The 14974-nt window shown below is 60.6% G+C and carries 13 protein-coding genes; 7 read left to right on the top strand and 6 right to left on the bottom strand.

What is annotated here, in order from left to right; all coding sequences use genetic code 11:
- Positions 1 to 2 precede the first annotated feature (2 nt).
- The 3 genes from F6A13_RS03005 (at position 3) to F6A13_RS03015 (ending at position 3487) form a co-directional block, all read left to right on the top strand.
- Positions 3 to 818 (top strand): carbon-nitrogen hydrolase family protein, encoded by an 816-nt coding sequence (locus F6A13_RS03005; RefSeq protein WP_126604968.1) that lies wholly within the window; start codon positions 3 to 5, stop codon positions 816 to 818.
- Positions 819 to 1126: 308 nt separating this feature from the next.
- Entirely contained in the window at positions 1127 to 2890 is a 1764-nt protein-coding gene (locus F6A13_RS03010; RefSeq protein WP_113526823.1) for an ABC transporter ATP-binding protein/permease, read from the top strand.
- Positions 2891 to 2911: 21 nt separating this feature from the next.
- Complete coding sequence (locus F6A13_RS03015; RefSeq protein ID WP_113526822.1) at positions 2912 to 3487, top strand: thioredoxin family protein; 576 nt, start codon at positions 2912 to 2914, stop codon at positions 3485 to 3487.
- A 23-nt stretch (positions 3488 to 3510) separates the two neighbouring features.
- Here the strand turns inward: F6A13_RS03015 and F6A13_RS03020 are convergent, their stop codons facing one another.
- The 6 genes from F6A13_RS03020 to F6A13_RS03050 form a co-directional block, all read right to left on the bottom strand.
- Positions 3511 to 3729 (bottom strand): hypothetical protein, encoded by a 219-nt coding sequence (locus tag F6A13_RS03020; RefSeq protein WP_113526821.1) that lies wholly within the window; start codon positions 3727 to 3729, stop codon positions 3511 to 3513.
- Between the two features lie 252 nt (positions 3730 to 3981).
- On the bottom strand, positions 3982 to 4440 hold the full coding sequence (gene lspA, locus F6A13_RS03025) for a signal peptidase II (protein WP_113526820.1): 459 nt from the start codon (positions 4438 to 4440) through the stop codon (positions 3982 to 3984).
- On the bottom strand, positions 4440 to 7253 hold the full coding sequence (gene ileS / locus F6A13_RS03030) for an isoleucine--tRNA ligase (protein ID WP_126604970.1): 2814 nt from the start codon (positions 7251 to 7253) through the stop codon (positions 4440 to 4442). The genes lspA and ileS overlap by 1 nt, the downstream gene beginning before the upstream one ends.
- A 2-nt stretch (positions 7254 to 7255) precedes the next feature.
- A complete protein-coding gene (locus tag F6A13_RS03035; RefSeq protein WP_126604971.1) occupies positions 7256 to 8188 on the bottom strand; it encodes a bifunctional riboflavin kinase/FAD synthetase in 933 nt (310 codons plus the stop codon).
- A 214-nt stretch (positions 8189 to 8402) separates the two neighbouring features.
- The gene (gene murJ, locus F6A13_RS03045; RefSeq protein WP_225981927.1) at positions 8403 to 10004 is read right to left on the bottom strand and encodes a murein biosynthesis integral membrane protein MurJ; all 1602 of its coding nucleotides are present in this window, start codon (positions 10002 to 10004) and stop codon (positions 8403 to 8405) included.
- Between the two features lie 236 nt (positions 10005 to 10240).
- The gene (locus F6A13_RS03050) at positions 10241 to 10648 is read right to left on the bottom strand and encodes a hypothetical protein (RefSeq protein WP_225981928.1); all 408 of its coding nucleotides are present in this window, start codon (positions 10646 to 10648) and stop codon (positions 10241 to 10243) included.
- 248 nt (positions 10649 to 10896) lie between these two features.
- Here F6A13_RS03050 and F6A13_RS03055 point away from each other — a divergent pair, with 248 nt between their 5' ends.
- From F6A13_RS03055 to F6A13_RS03070, 4 genes are read left to right on the top strand one after another with little or no spacing between them, the layout of a single operon-like run.
- Positions 10897 to 11760, top strand: coding sequence for a YicC/YloC family endoribonuclease (locus tag F6A13_RS03055; RefSeq protein ID WP_113526817.1), 864 nt, complete (start codon positions 10897 to 10899; stop codon positions 11758 to 11760).
- A gap of 6 nt (positions 11761 to 11766) precedes the next feature.
- Positions 11767 to 12405, top strand: a complete 639-nt coding sequence (gene gmk, locus F6A13_RS03060) for a guanylate kinase (protein ID WP_113526816.1) — start codon at positions 11767 to 11769, stop codon at positions 12403 to 12405.
- A gap of 23 nt (positions 12406 to 12428) precedes the next feature.
- Positions 12429 to 12704 carry a DNA-directed RNA polymerase subunit omega gene (rpoZ, locus tag F6A13_RS15735; RefSeq protein WP_113526815.1) on the top strand — a complete coding sequence of 92 codons (276 nt, stop codon included), beginning with the start codon at positions 12429 to 12431 and terminating at the stop codon, positions 12702 to 12704.
- Positions 12688 to 14967: a RelA/SpoT family protein gene (locus tag F6A13_RS03070; RefSeq protein WP_172959357.1), complete on the top strand. Its 2280-nt coding sequence runs from the start codon at positions 12688 to 12690 to the stop codon at positions 14965 to 14967. The genes rpoZ and F6A13_RS03070 overlap by 17 nt, the downstream gene beginning before the upstream one ends.
- Positions 14968 to 14974: the final 7 nt, after the last annotated feature.

A 14974-nucleotide genomic window follows, 5' to 3' on the forward strand; every position in this document is an offset into this window, starting at 1 on the left:
CCATGAAGGTGCGGGTTGCCGTAGTGCAGATGGTGTCCTCGGATGTCGTGGCGGATAACCTCGCCCGCGCCGGATCCCTGCTGGGGGAGGCGGCGGCGGGTGGCGCGGAGCTGGCGCTCCTGCCCGAAAATTTTGCCCTGATGGGGCGCGATGAAAATGCCAAACTGGCCATCATGGAGAAGGATGGGGATGGCCCGATCCAGTCCTGGCTGGCGGCACAGGCACAGCGCCTGGGCTTATGGCTGGTCGGGGGCAGTATGCCTCTGGCCGCCGCTGACGGACGCTGTTATGCCGCCTGCCTGGTTTTCGACCCGACCGGACAGCGCCGGGCACGTTATGACAAGATGCACCTCTTTGACGTCGATCTGGCGGGCGGCGAAAGTTACCGGGAGTCTCGTACCATCGCCCCCGGCAGCAGTCCGGTGGCCGTGGCCACGCCCTGGGGGCGGCTAGGTCTCTCCATTTGCTATGACCTGCGTTTCCCGGAGTTGTACCGCAGCTACGCTGGAGCCGAACTGCTCGTCGTCCCCAGCGCCTTTACCAGGCAGACCGGTGCCGCGCACTGGGAGTGTCTGCTGCGAACCCGCGCCATCGAGAACCAGGCGTATGTGCTTGCCGCCGACCAGGGTGGTTTGCACGAGAATGGCCGCCAGACCTTTGGCGGCAGTATGATTGTCGACCCCTGGGGGCAGGTCCTGGCCCGTCTGGATCAGGGCGAGGGGGTCGCGCTGGCCCAGGCGGACGGAGAGTTTTTGCAGCGTTGCCGCAGTAATTTGCCCGCCTTGAGGCACGCTCATCCGGCATTTTACGGCGCCTGACAGGCAATGCCCGTGTAACCCTGCTGAAGGGTGACAGGATCCACCGCAGCGCAGTGCTCCCCGTTTTGCCCTGGGCAAACAGGCCGGCTTACCAATTTGAGTGTCTTCAAAGCGCATCCGCGGCAAAAGACCACGGATGGCTGGGCGGGCTTTTTATACCTGTCTGGGGAGCCCCATGCTATCCTCTCGGGCTTTACGGGCGGTGGTGATTGCCCGAGGACGGGTAAAATTTGCGGTAGCGGGCGTTGGCAGATGTTGTCAGATGAGGAGCGCATGAATGCTGAACAGGACTTCTTTGGAGATGGTGCATGAAGCAGTTTAACGGAGCATTCTTTCGTGACCTGTGGCGGATGGTCAAACCTTACTGGTGGCACTCCGAGGAGCGTTGGGTGGCGCGCGGGGTCTTTGCCTTCATCATTCTCCTCAATCTGTTCATGGTGTTTATTTCTTATCGCATCACGGAGTGGTACGCGGTGTTCTGGAACGCCCTGCAGCGCTTTGCGGTGAACGCCGCCTGGCACCAGATGCTGATTTTTCTGGGACTGGCCACTCTCTATATCATCGCCGCGGTCTCCCAGACCTTTTTTACCCAGATGCTGGAGATTCGCTGGCGACGCTGGCTGACGCAGCATTATCTGGATTCCTGGCTCGCCAAAAGTACCTTTTACCATATGCAGGTGCTGGGCGATGGTACCGATAACCCGGATCAGCGTATCAGCGAGGATCTGGCCAGTTTCACCGGGCAGACACTCAACATCGTGATAGGCCTGCTCAGTTCCGCCACGACCCTCGCCGCCTTTGTGTTCATGCTTTGGAATTTGTCGGCCATGATCACCATCCCCTGGCAGGGGAGTGTCTATACCATCCCCGGCTATCTGGTCTGGGCGGCAGTCATTTATTCGGTGCTTGGGACCATCCTCACCGCCCTCATCGGGCGGCCGCTGATCAGTCTGAACTTCAACCAGGAGCGTTATCAGGCGGATTTCCGTTTCAGTATGATGCGCCTGCGGGAGAATAGTGAAAGCATTGCCCTGTATGGCGGGGAAACGGAGGAGCGTCACCACTTTCTGCAACGGTTCGCCAACGTCTATGCCAACTACTGGCGGATTATCTGGCGGTCCATGCGTCTCAACTGGTGGGTGTCCGGTTATGGTCAGGTGGCGATCATTTTCCCGATTCTGGTGAGCCTGCCCGCCTATTTCGTCAATAAAGCCATCGGTATCGGTGGGTTGCAGCAGATTGCCTCGGCTTTTGCCCAGGTGCAGGGTGCGCTGTCTTTCATTGTCAGCAGTTATGGCAGCCTCGCCAACTGGCACGCGGTCGTCGATCGTCTGCGTTTTTTTGAACAATCGATGGACGAGGTACGGGTCATCCGGGAGACCCATTACCAGATCGAGCGCAAGGATGGTCCGCGGCTCATTGTGCAGGCCCTCAACGTGCGCCTGCCCGATGGCCGGGAATTGATTCATCACCTGGATCTGGATGTGCGCCGTGGTGAGCGCCTGCTGATCATGGGCCCGTCAGGCGGAGGCAAAAGCACACTGGTACGCGCTCTGGCCGGTATCTGGCCTTTTGGTGAGGGGGAGGTGAAACTGCCCCGGAGCGATCGCCCGCTCTTCCTGCCGCAGAAGCCGTATCTGCCCCTGGGTACCTTGCGCGATGTGCTGGTCTACCCCTTCGGGGTGCCCGGCGTCGGAGACGCCCGCCTGCAGCAGGTGCTCCATCTGGTTGGCATGGAGGCGTTGGCCGACAAACTGGATGACGCCCGTTTGTGGTCTCATGTATTATCTCTGGGGGAGCAGCAGCGTCTGGCCTTTGCCCGTATTCTATTGCAAAAGCCGCAGTGGGTGTTTTTGGACGAGGCCAGTTCGGCACTGGATGAACCTGCCGAGGACGCGCTCTACCGCATGCTTGTCGAGGAACTGCCGGAAACCGCCATCATCAGTGTCGGTCACCGCTCCAGCCTGTTGCGGCATCATGAGCATTGCCTGCATCTGCTGGGTGACGGATCCTGGCGTTTGGAGGCCGTCGTCCATCCCGTTCCCGGGGGGCAGCAGCCGGCACTGGCCTGATGATTCGAAAGGAGACCCAACATGGCTATGACCGCCAAAGAATTACCCATCGGGAGTAAGCTGCCCGAGTTTTGTCTGCCCGTCGGTGGTCAGGCGGGGCAGTGGTGCAGTGTGCAGGCGCAGGGCAAGCCCCTGCTGGTGCTTTTCATCTGTAATCACTGTCCCTATGTGATCCACATCAGCAAACGCCTGGGTGAGCTGACGCGGCAATGGCAGCAGCAGGGTGTGCAGGTGGTGGGTATCAACAGCAACGATGCCCGAACCTATCCGGAAGATGCGCCGGAAAAAATGCCCGCCGAAGCCTTGCGCGCCGGGTATCATTTCCCCTATTTATTTGATGCAGAACAAGAGATTGCCAAGGCTTTTAACGCGGTGTGCACGCCGGATCTTTTTCTTTTTGATGCTGCGGGCGGGCTGTTCTACCACGGTCAGTTCGATGCGAGTCGTCCTAGGAATGATCTGCCGGTGACCGGTGAAGACCTGTCTGCAGCCGTGGCGGCAGTGCTGGCAGGTGCCCAGCCCCCGGCCGAAGTGCTGCCCAGCATGGGCTGCAGTATCAAGTGGCGGCCGGGCAACGAGCCGGAGGGCTGGGTATGAGTTGGACAGAGGTCTCGCGCTAATCAGTGAAGAATGGTCTGTAGCAATCTGCCGGGTGTTTCCTGCCGCTTTGTGGCAAAGTGGTTAAGCTTGTGGCTTTGGCGCTGCCGGCGTAAACGCAGTAGTCGCTTTTGCAGTTCGCGTTTGATGCGTTGCCGCTCGTGGCCAGCCATAAAGGATGTGTAACTCGGGAAACTGCGTACCCGGCGTAAGGCGGCCAGAAGATTGGCGGTACTGTCCATGTCTGTCTCCATTGTGTTCCGGTGATGAATATCAATGGATAAAGCAATAGTTGTGCCACAAAAATCATCCATTAAAAACAAGGTGACGGCGTTCTTACGCGGGTCGCCGGAACAAAAACCTGTCTCGTTTGGACGACAATCCCCCGTAGCGGATGTGCCAGGGCACGGGTATGTTCTCTGGCAGCGTTGTTTTTGCTGCCCTAATCCTTGTTGCAAAAAGTCCCCATGGTGGTGGTTTGCCGTTACTCTGGATCAGCGGCGCCGGAAAGCATCGAGGACCAGTATCACGGCACCGATGGAGATGGCGCTGTCGGCGACGTTGAAGTAGGGCCAGTAGAGGCTGCCCCAGTGGGCGCCAATAAAATCGATCACATAGCCGAGGCGGATCCGGTCGATCAGGTTGCCGACCGCACCGCCGAGAATCAGGGCAAGGGATATGGCGGTCCAGGTGGCGCCGGGCTTGAGTCGACGCAGGATGGCGACGATGACTGCCACCACCAGCAGGGCGACGCCGATGAGCAGCCAGCGTTGCCAGCCGCCGGCCCCCGCCAGGAAGCTGAAAGCGGCACCGGTGTTGTGGACGAGACGAAAATTGAGCAGCCCCGGAATGATGACAAGGCCCTGCCCCACCCGCCAGATATGGCTTAGCCAGAGTTTGACGCCCTGGTCCAGCAGGATGACCCCGAACGATAACCATAAATAGCGCAGCATCAGCAGAACTCCCGTGTTTCTCCGGGTAAGGCGAGATTCTCTACACAGCGGTCGCAAATGTCCGGATGCCCCGCATGGAGACCGATGTCCGGGCGGTGGTGCCAGCAGCGTGCGCACTTCTGGCCATCACTGGGCAGGACCTGTATGGCGATGCCCGGAAGCGCATCGTCGCAACCCTCCTGGCGCTCTTCATAGGGGCGCAGGGCACACGCGGAGCTCAGCAGAAAAAAGCGCAGCTCCTCACCGAGTGGCGCAAGAAACTCATGCCATTCGCTGTTGGCGTAGAGGGCGACTTCCGCATCCAGGCCCGAGCCAATCTTTTTCCCCTGACGCAGGGGTTCCAGTGCGGCGTTGACGGCGTCCCGCAACTGACCGAGCCGTTCCCAGCGTCCCATCAGGACTTCACTGTCGGCAGGCAGTGGTATTTCCGGATATTGCGCAAAAAACACGCTGGAGAACGGGCGATTGCCCATCCCCTCCCAGATTTCTTCCGCAGTGAAGCTCAGGATGGGGGCCATCCATACCACCATGGCTTCGAGCATCTGCCAGAGCACCGTCTGCGCCGAACGCCGCGCCCGCGAGGCTGCGGGGGTGGTGTAGAGGCGATCTTTCAGCACATCCAGATAGAGTCCCCCGAGCTCCACCGAGCAAAAGTGGAGCAGACGTTGCTGGACGCGGAGGAATTGATATTCACTGTAGGCGGCACGAATTTCTTCCTGCAGGAGCGCGGTGCGGGCCAGCATCCAGCGATCCATTTCCAGCAGGTCCGCCGTGGGCAGGGCGTCCGTGGCTGGATTAAAGTCGTGGGTATTGCCCAGCATATAGCGGGCCGTATTACGGATGCGCCGGTAGCTGTCGCCCAGTTGCTGGAGGATGGTGTCAGAGATGGGGATCTCGCTGCGGTAGTCTTCCGATGCCACCCAGAGCCGCAGGATGTCCGCACCGTAACGGTCGATGATCGTCTGTGGGGCGATGACGTTGCCCACGGACTTGCTCATCTTCCGGCCTTCGCCATCGACGGTGAAGCCGTGGGTCAGCACCGCCCGGTAGGGCGCCCTTCCTCGACTGGCGACGGATTCCAGCAGGGAAGACTGGAACCAGCCGCGATGCTGATCGGAGCCTTCCAGATAAAGGTCGGCGGGGCTGTGCAACTCAGGCCTCTGCTCCAGTACAAAGGCATGGGTGCAGCCGGAGTCGAACCAGACGTCGAGAATGTCCGTGACCTTGTGAAAGTGATCGTGGCCGCAGCCGCCGCAGCGGGCGTCCGCTGGCAGAAAATCGCCGTCCGGGTGGTTGAACCAGGCATCGACCCCACCTGTTTCCACCGCACGGGCGATACGTTCGAAGGTGTCGGCATCGCGTAGGGGTTCGCCGCACCGGGTACAGGAGAAGATCGCGACGGGCACGCCCCAGGCCCTTTGCCGGGAGATGCACCAGTCCGGACGCTGGTTGACCATGCCGGTGATGCGGTCTTTGCCCCAGTCGGGAATCCACCGGGTGGCGTCGATGGCGTCGATGGCCTTCTCACGCAGGTCATTGGCGCTCATGCTGATAAACCACTGAGGGGTGGCACGGAAGAGTAGCGGTGTCTTGTGGCGCCAGCAATGGGGGTAACTATGGCGGATCTTCTCGAAATGGAGCAGGGCGTTGCGCCCGCGCAGGAGTTCTGGGATCCGCTCATTGGCCTCCTGTACGGTGATGCCTCCCAGCCCCAGCGGCAGTTCGTCCTGAAAACGACCGTTGCCGAGCACGGGGCTGTCCACCGGCAGGTGATAACGCCGGGACGCTTCATAATCGTCCGCGCCGTGGGCCGGGGCAGTATGTACGCAGCCGGTGCCCGCCTCCAGGGTCACATGCCGACCGAGGATGACCGGCACTTCATAATCCAGGAAGGGGTGTTTGAGGCGGAGGCCCTCCAGTGTCACACCGGCGAACTCGGCCAGCACCTCCGCTTCCGGGTGACCATAGCGGGCGAGGGCGCTTGCTGCCAGATCTGCGGCGAGGATCAGATGCCGGTTGCCGGAGCGCAGCAATACGTAAGTGTATTCCGGGTGCAGGGCTACCGCCTGATTGGCGGGCAAAGTCCATGGCGTGGTCGTCCAGATCACCACGCTGGCCTCTATGGGTTCAGCGACGCCAAGGCGTTGGCTCAGATCGGCGGCGTCAGCGACGACGAAGGCGACGTCGATGGAAGGATCGCTGCGATCCTGATATTCCACTTCCGCCTCCGCCAGAGCACTGCCGCAGTCCACACACCAGTGTACCGGCTTGGCACCGCGTACCACTTGGCCGTTCACGGTCAGGCGACCGAGCTCCCGCAGGATATTGGCCTCAGCCTGGAAGTGCATGGTCAGGTATGGGTTTCCCCAATCTCCGATGATGCCGAGGCGCTCGAAATCCTGCCGTTGCCCGACAATCTGGCTTTCGGCATAAGCACGGCAGGCATTGCGGAAGGCCTGGGCACTGACTTTTTCGCCGGGACGCCCCAGTTCCTTTTCCACCTGGATTTCGATGGGCAGCCCGTGGCAGTCCCAGCCCGGCACATAGGGCACCCGGAAGCCTTCGCTCAGCTTGCTTTTGTTGATGATATCCTTGAGTATTTTGTTGACCGCATGACCGATATGAATCTTGCCGTTGGCGTAGGGCGGGCCATCATGCAGGATGAACGCAGGGCTTGCGGCACGCGCCTTCTGCAACGCCCCGTATAGATCATGCTCCTGCCAGCGGGCCAGAGTCGCCGGTTCACGCTCCGGCAGTTTTCCCTGCATGGGAAAACCGGTTTTAGGAAGGTTGAGGGTCTGCTTATAGTCCATGATTATTCAAAGTCCTGGGGATGTTCGGCGAAAAAGTTCCGAGTGTTCACGACGTCGCTGTCGATGGCCGCCTTGAGGGTATCGAGATCCATATATTTCTCTTCCTCCCGCAGCTTGTGGTGCAGTTCTACGGAAACCTGCTGTCCGTAGAGGTCGGGGCTGTCCGCATCCAGACAGTGGGCCTCCAGTACCATCTGTTTGCCGCCGACGGTGGGGCGCAGACCGATACTGACGGCGGCGATCCAGTTTCCTTTCGGACTCAACAGGCGTCCGGCAAAGATACCTTTGACAGGCACCGGGCGACGATTCAGAGGGATATTGGCGGTCGGGAAGCCCAGTTCCCGACCTAGATGGTCGCCATGCACGACCCGCCCGCAGAGGGCATAGGGACGTCCCAGCCAGGACGCCGCATGGGTCAGGTCGCCGCTCTGCAGAAAGGCGCGGATGCCGGTGCTGCTGACCCGTTGGCCGTCGAGCAGAAAGGGGGGCTGTTCTTTCACCGAAAACCCATACTGTCGCCCGAAGCGGCTGAGCATGTCCAGATCACCGCGCCGTCTCGCCCCGAAGCGGAAGTCATGACCGACGCTCAGCAACCCGCAGCACAATTGCCTGACCAGTATCTGAGCAATGAAATCCTCGGCGGGCAGGTTGGCCAGCGCCTGATTGAAGGGCAGGCAGGTGATGCTCTGTACCCCATTGCGGCGGAGTGCCACCACCTTCTCGCGCAAACTGCTCAATCGTGGTGGCGCGTCCGTACCCCGGAAAAACTCCCGGGGAAGGGGCTCGAAGGTGAGCACCGCGGTGGGCAGGCCGCTATCCTGCATGGTCTTCAGCAGCGCCTGATGGCCGCGATGCACCCCATCGAAATTGCCGATGCTGACCGCCTGAGGCAGGTCAGCGGCGCGGTTGCTGCGGTGGTGGAGGAAGGAATGCATGCGCTTCGGTGTGTCCGGGTCTGCTGAAAAATGCGGTCATCTTAGCCTAAAAATGTGGATTTCCCTAGGTTGGGGCAGCGTCCGCCCATTCTTCCTCATCATTCCGCAGCTTCGCTGGCCGTCGCCCAACCGGGCGGATGTTCCCGCAGTACGTCCAGCAGGGGGCGGCGCTGGCCAAATCCCTGGTCGTGGCCATTCCGTGTGTCCATCTGAATCAGACATGCAAAGACCTCCGTCTGTATAAGTCGCGCAGTTCCCCGATGCCGAGCCACCATCCACCCATAAGGTATAAAACGGCAGCGAGAATCACCAGGCCGAGCACCCGTAACAGCCGTTCCCAGAGTGGCAGCGACAGCCAGAGGGTCGTGTCCCCCCGCAGATACAGCAGGACGATCCCCATGAGCAAGGCTAACCCTCCGGTTTTCAGCAGGAAGACTCGCCAGCCCGGCTGCGCCTGAAAAATCCCGTCGTGCCGCAGGCGACGCCAGAGCATCAAGGCGTTGACCAAGGCCGCCGTACTGGTCGCCAGAGCCAGACCCAGTTGCTGCAACGGCCAGGCCAGGATAAGACTGATACCCATATTGACAGCGACGCTGATCATGGCGAAACGCACCGGTGTGCGCGTATTTTGATGAGCGTAGAAGGCGGGTGCGAGTACCCGTGCCGCAATGATCGGCAGGATACCAAGGCCATAACCTGTGAGGCTCAAGGCGCTTTGCCGAGCATCTTCCGCCGTGTAGGCGCCATAACGAAACAGACTGATCAGCAAGGGCTGCGCCAGAATGAGCAAGCCGACGGTAGCGGGCAGTCCGATGAGCCAAGTGAGACGCAGTGCCCAGTCCAGCGTTTGCGGGAAGCGCGGCGAACGCTCTGCCGCCTGGCGGGAGAGCAGCGGCAGCACGACTGTCCCCAAGGCCACCCCGAAGACGCCCAAGGGAAACTCCACCAGGCGATCGGAGTAATACAGATAGGACACTACATTGGCCCCCACCAGGGAGGCGAGGATGGTGTTCAGAAACAGGTTGATCTGCGCTACCGAAGCGCCGAAGGCCGCAGGCCCCATCAACCGCAGTAGCTGGCGCACGCCGGGATCGCGGCGCCGCAGGCGCGGCCAGTGCAGGTGCCCGACCCGCCTGAGCGCGGGTAGTTGAAAAAGCAACTGCGCCACCCCGCCGATAAGCACCCCCCAGGCCACCGCTATGGCGGGTTGTTGCAGGTGCGGCGCCCAGAATACGGCTGCGGCGATGATGCTGAGGTTCAGGAATACCGGCGTAAAGGCGGGTACCGTAAAATGTCCATAGGTGTTGAGTACACCGCCGGCCAGCGCGACCAGCGAAATAAAGAAAAGGTAGGGAAAAGTGATGCGCAGCAGTTCTACGGTGAGGTGAAACTTGTCCGGATTGTCTGCGAAACCGGGGGCGATGGCATAGACAACGGCGCTGGCCCCCAGCATCCCGACGATGGTAACGATCGCCAGGGCAAGGGCCAGCCACCCGGCCACATCGGCGACAAACGCCCGGACCTCGCTGGCCGGGCGTGTAGCCCGATATTCCCCCAGCACCGGGATGAAAGACTGGGAGAACGCCCCCTCACCAAACAGGCGCCGGAACAGGTTGGGAACGCGGAATGCCACGAAAAACGCATCCGCCATCTCCCCTGCGCCAAAGAGTCGCGCCAGAATCACGTCGCGGGCAAAGCCCAACAGGCGTGACACCATAGTGTTACTGCCGACCTTGAGCACGCTGCGCAGGGGGTGGTGGCCGCTCATGAGGGCGGGGGATATGGGGGATTGGGCATCATCGCTGGATGATGGCATGTGGGCGGGAGGACGCCAAGAGCATCGCCCTGACCACACCCAGGATACCGGTAGGGTTCGCCGTCTTTTGCCCTGCACGTTCGGTACGACAGGTCCGCCGGTTCGGCAGCGCTGCGCCGGGGCACGGTACCCGTGCGTTTCGCTGGGCGGTATGGTGTGGTGACCGTCAAACCCGGCAGGCGTCGGCGCTGGCTGACGGATCCGCCGCCATTACCTCGGCGCGATTGCCCCGCCCGTCATCTTCTGGCATCAGCTCCGGATGCGTCCGTAGGTGTTAAGACCGACGCGCTTGCGCTTCCCGCTTCGGGGTGCCGAATCAGTAACGGCACGGGAGCCGACACGATGGCCTTATCACTCCGATGGAGATCTGTTTCCACCGGGCAGGCAGGCCGACGATGATGGCGCGCATACAACCGCTCCCAGTCGCGGCGGGTCTCAGCGGGTTTGGCGCGCGCCAGCGCCAGCATGGCAAAGCCATCGTCATCCCAACCGCAGTCGCTCAGCACATCCTCTGGCCAGCGTTGCATGTACGCGTCGCGCATGATCCTTCTGCCCAGTTGGGCGAGATCCTCCGGCACTCCCTGAGCTACAGCCCGCGCTTTCCATTCATCCCATTCAAACAGCATCTCTTCAGAATCTGTCATGTGGCACGCTCCTGTAGTTACATCGATACCCTGGCCCGCGAAACCGATGCGTCGACCACTCCGGTCAGGCACCCCGGTTTTTTCGATATAGCCGTGTAGGTTTAGTTCGGGATTCCGGCGGCGTCAAGGTGACTTGCGCCTATTTTGTACATGGCAAGCCGGCGGGGATGTCGCCGGACGGGCGGCCGTATGCTAACTTTACCGAAGGAAGCCCGCTTTCCGCGGGATTGTGCTGGAGATCCGTCAAAATGATACGCAGTATGACCGGGTTCGCCCGCTGTGAAAGTCGTGGGGCTTGGGGCACACTGGCCTGGGAGTTGCGTACTGTAAATCACCGTTTTCTGGACGTCGGTTTGCGCCTTCCCGAGGGCTTGGGCGCCCTTGAAGCAGCGGTGCGGACCCGTCTGCAAAAAACGCTGGTGCGCGGCCGGGTGGATGCCTGGTTACGTTTTCAGCCTGCCGCCGGCGGGTCGTTAAGCCTCAACACGGCACTGGCGACGGAGTTGCGCGGACTTTACGGGGAATTGGCGGATATATGGGAATTTGAAGAAACCGCCTTCAACCCTTGGGATGTACTGCGCTGGCCGGGCATGGTGCAGGCCTCCGGCATCGATACGGAGGTGCTGGAGGCGGAAGTGCTTGCGCTGCTGGACAGTGCGCTGACCGGATTGCAGGAGGCACGCGAGCGGGAAGGCGCCGCCCTGACGCAACTTCTGCTCAGTCGCGTGGATGCCATTGCCGGGCAGACTGCTGCGCTGCGCGATCACCTGCCACACCTGGAAAAGGCGTTGCGCGAACGTTTGCAGGCCCGCTTGCACGATTCGGCGCAGCAGGTGGATGCAGGGCGCTGGGAGCAGGAGTTGCTCTTCTACTTGCAACGTCAGGATGTAGCCGAGGAGTTGGACCGTCTGGACACCCATCTGGCGGAGTTACGGCGTGTTTTACAGCGGCGGGAGGCGGCGGGACGACGCCTCGATTTCCTCATGCAGGAACTCAATCGCGAGGCCAACACCCTCGCTTCCAAGGCCGGAGACAGCCAGGTAACCTTTGCCTCGGTAGAGCTGAAAGTGCTCATCGAACAGATGCGGGAGCAGGTGCAGAATGTGGAGTGAAAGTCAATGACGGGGGGAGCGGAACGCGGTATCCTATGGATTATTTCGGCACCCAGCGGTGCGGGAAAGACCAGTCTGGCCCGGGCGCTGGTGGCGGCGACCCCGCAATTGCGCACCTCCGTCTCTTACACCACACGGCCTCCGCGACCGGGCGAGGCAGACGGAACGGACTATCACTTCGTTCCCATGGAGACCTTCACGGCCATGGCGGAGCGGGGCGAGTTTCTGGAGTATGCCCGGGTGCATGGCAATGGTTATGGCACTAGTGAACCTTGGGTGAAGAGTCAGCTGTTCGCCGGGACCGACTGCCTGTTGGAGATCGACTGGCAAGGTGCGCGGCAGGTGCGGGAAAGACTGCCAGGGCAGGCGGTCAGTATTTTTATTCTGCCGCCGTCTGTCGCCGCTTTGGCGGAGCGTCTGCGTGGCCGTGGCCAGGATTCAGAGGCGGTCATTGCGCGCAGGTTGGCGGCAGCACGTGAAGAGCTGTTGCATTATGACGAGTTTGATTATCTGGTGGTGAATGACCACTTCCAGGATGCGTTAGCCGACTTGCAGAGCATTGTCCATGCGGAACATCTGCGGCTGGGTTATCAGCAGCATGCCCAGCATCAACGATTAAAGAATCTCCTCGGTGTTAACAGTTAAATTGATAAAAGGGTGAATAGACGATGGCACGAGTAACAGTAGAAGATTGTCTGGATCATGTGGACAATCGTTTTGAATTAACTCTGATAGCGGCGCGACGGGCGCGGCAATTGGCCTCCGGCGCTACGCCGGAAGTGGAGCCGGGACGTGACAAAAATACGGTCATAGCTCTGCGCGAAGTGGCTGCCGGCAAGGTGAGCCGGGCAATTCTGGACGAGCAGATGCCGCCACCATTACCTAACTTCCCCGGTGCAGCGAACCGCGAAGCGGCTGGAGCTGAGGATGCCGCTGGCGACTGAAAGCGAGCTAGGCACCATGGTGCCGACCCTGCCCCTGACCACAAGGGTGGGCGATGTGCTGCGCCTGCCGCCGGTCTCTCCGTCTCTGGAGGACCCCTGCGCGCCGCTGCGGGCGTTGCTTCAGCAATACATGACGCCGGAAGAAGTGGCACGTGCGCGTGATGCCTACGAATTGGCCGCCAACGCACATGGCGCACAAACCCGGCGCAGTGGTGAGCCCTATATCCATCATCCCGTGGCGGTCGCCTGCATCCTCGCCGAGCTGCAACTGGATATTTTCACTATTCAGGCCGCCCTGCTTCATGACGTGATCGAGGATTGCAATATCAGCAAGGAAAACATCACCGAACGCTTTGGGTCGGAAGTAGCGGAGATGGTGGATGGGGTCAGTAAGCTGGGGCAGGTACGTTTTGAAACCCGTGAAGAGGCACAGGCAGAGAATTTTCGCAAAATGTTTCTGGCCATGTCGCGGGACATCCGGGTCGTGCTGATCAAGCTGGCGGATCGCTTGCACAACATGCGCACCATGGGGGTGATGACGCCGGAGAAGCGGCGGCGTATTTCCCGGGAAACCCTTGATATCTACGCGCCCATTGCGCAACGCCTGGGTATTCATGCCATTCGCATCGAGCTGGAAGAGCTGGCCTTCTCCCATCTTTACCCCAAGCGTTGGCACACGCTCAATGAGGCCGTAAAGGCAGCGCGTGGTAACCGTAAGGAAGCCGTGCAGAAAATTGAGCACGCCCTGGAGGACCGCCTCCTGCAGGAGGGTTTCGCCGCCCAGGTCAGCGGCCGTGAGAAACACGTCTACAGTATCTACAGAAAAATGCAGAAGAAGGGTATGCCCTTCGGTGATATCCATGACCTCCATGCCTTCCGGATTATCGTTGCTGATGTGGATACCTGTTATCGCGTCCTGGGCCTGGTCCACAGTCTGTATCGACCGATTCCCGGACGTTTCAAAGACTACATCGCCATCCCGAAATCCAATGGATATCAGTCTCTGCACACCGTCCTGCTGGGCCCTTTCGGGCATCCGGTAGAGGTGCAGATCCGCACCGAGGATATGCACCGGGTCGCCGAGGCGGGGGTGGCGGCACACTGGTTATACAAGACGGGCTCAAGTAATGCGCATGCCGAAATGCAGGCGCGCGCCTGGTTGCAGCGTTTGCTGGAACTGCAGATACAGGGGGGAGATTCCCAGGAATTTCTGGAAAGCGTCAAGCTCGATCTTTTTCCCGATGAGGTCTATGTTTTTACCCCCAAGGGCAAAATTCTCAGCTTGCCACGGGGTGCGACGGCGGTGGATTTTGCTTACGCCGTGCATACGGATATCGGTGACCAGGCCGTGGCGGCCAGGGTCAATGATATGTATGTGCCCCTGCGCAGTCCTCTGAACAACGGCGATAAAGTGGAAATCGTCACGGCGGCTTCGGCGCACCCGCAACCTGGTTGGCTGGATGTGGTGGTGACCGGCAAGGCGCGCAGTAGCGTTCGCGCTTATCTCAAGACCATTCAGCGTGGTGACGCGGAAGTGCTGGGCCGCAATTTGCTGGAAAAAGCGTTGCAGAGTCTGGGTGCCGACCTCCAGCAGATCGAAGCGACTGATTTTCAGCGGGTGCTGGTGACGTTCAACGTGAAGGATGAGAGCCAACTGCTGGCGGCCATTGGCATGGGTGAGGTTTTTCCGCTGGTCGTAGCGCACAAGCTGCTGCCCGAGGAGAGCGATCGCGGGCGGCTGGCGCAGACTGCCCGCCGTCTGGGCCATGCCGTCAGCCATCTCCTTCCAAGTCGCCTCACTCGCGAGGAGGCCACGAAAAAGCCCTTGCTGATTCGCGGGACGGAAGGTATGCCAGTGACCCTGGCTCGCTGTTGTCGACCCATCCCTGGCGACCCGATTTTGGGTTTCATCAGTGTCGGCAAGGGTGTGGTGGTACATACCCATGATTGTCACAATATCCGTGAGTGGCGCAAACGCCGTGACCGCTGGGTGGACGTGCAGTGGGATCCCGCAGCCCAAGGCGAGTTCCCGGTAGCGATTCGGGTGGTTGCGGAAAGCGCCCGTGGCGTACTGGCGCGTGTCGCCACCCTGATTTCGGATGAAGATTCCAACATCGATCATGTGGATATCGAGCCGCAGGATGGACTCTACACAGGCATCACCTTTACCATAGAGGCACATGACCGCGACCACCTGGCCAGAATCATGCGGAGTTTGCGCAGTTTGCCCATGGTGTCGCGGGTACAGCGGGTCAAAGGCTAACAGGGAG

This window comes from Acidithiobacillus sp. 'AMD consortium' (assembly GCF_008926505.1).
GTDB lineage: Bacteria > Pseudomonadota > Gammaproteobacteria > Acidithiobacillales > Acidithiobacillaceae > Acidithiobacillus > Acidithiobacillus ferridurans.

Coding starts and splice junctions, on each gene's coding strand:
- ileS (WP_126604970.1), bottom strand. CDS start 7,253: ATGGACTATAAGCAGACCCTCAACCTTCCTAAAACCGGTTTTCCCATG.
- murJ (WP_225981927.1), bottom strand. CDS start 10,004: ATGCCATCATCCAGCGATGATGCCCAATCCCCCATATCCCCCGCCCTC.
- F6A13_RS03005 (WP_126604968.1), top strand. CDS start 3: ATGAAGGTGCGGGTTGCCGTAGTGCAGATGGTGTCCTCGGATGTCGTG.
- F6A13_RS03050 (WP_225981928.1), bottom strand. CDS start 10,648: ATGACAGATTCTGAAGAGATGCTGTTTGAATGGGATGAATGGAAAGCG.
- F6A13_RS03055 (WP_113526817.1), top strand. CDS start 10,897: ATGATACGCAGTATGACCGGGTTCGCCCGCTGTGAAAGTCGTGGGGCT.
- F6A13_RS03020 (WP_113526821.1), bottom strand. CDS start 3,729: ATGGACAGTACCGCCAATCTTCTGGCCGCCTTACGCCGGGTACGCAGT.
- F6A13_RS03015 (WP_113526822.1), top strand. CDS start 2,912: ATGGCTATGACCGCCAAAGAATTACCCATCGGGAGTAAGCTGCCCGAG.
- F6A13_RS03070 (WP_172959357.1), top strand. CDS start 12,688: ATGCCGCTGGCGACTGAAAGCGAGCTAGGCACCATGGTGCCGACCCTG.
- rpoZ (WP_113526815.1), top strand. CDS start 12,429: ATGGCACGAGTAACAGTAGAAGATTGTCTGGATCATGTGGACAATCGT.
- lspA (WP_113526820.1), bottom strand. CDS start 4,440: ATGCTGCGCTATTTATGGTTATCGTTCGGGGTCATCCTGCTGGACCAG.
- gmk (WP_113526816.1), top strand. CDS start 11,767: ATGACGGGGGGAGCGGAACGCGGTATCCTATGGATTATTTCGGCACCC.
- F6A13_RS03035 (WP_126604971.1), bottom strand. CDS start 8,188: ATGCATTCCTTCCTCCACCACCGCAGCAACCGCGCCGCTGACCTGCCT.
- F6A13_RS03010 (WP_113526823.1), top strand. CDS start 1,127: ATGAAGCAGTTTAACGGAGCATTCTTTCGTGACCTGTGGCGGATGGTC.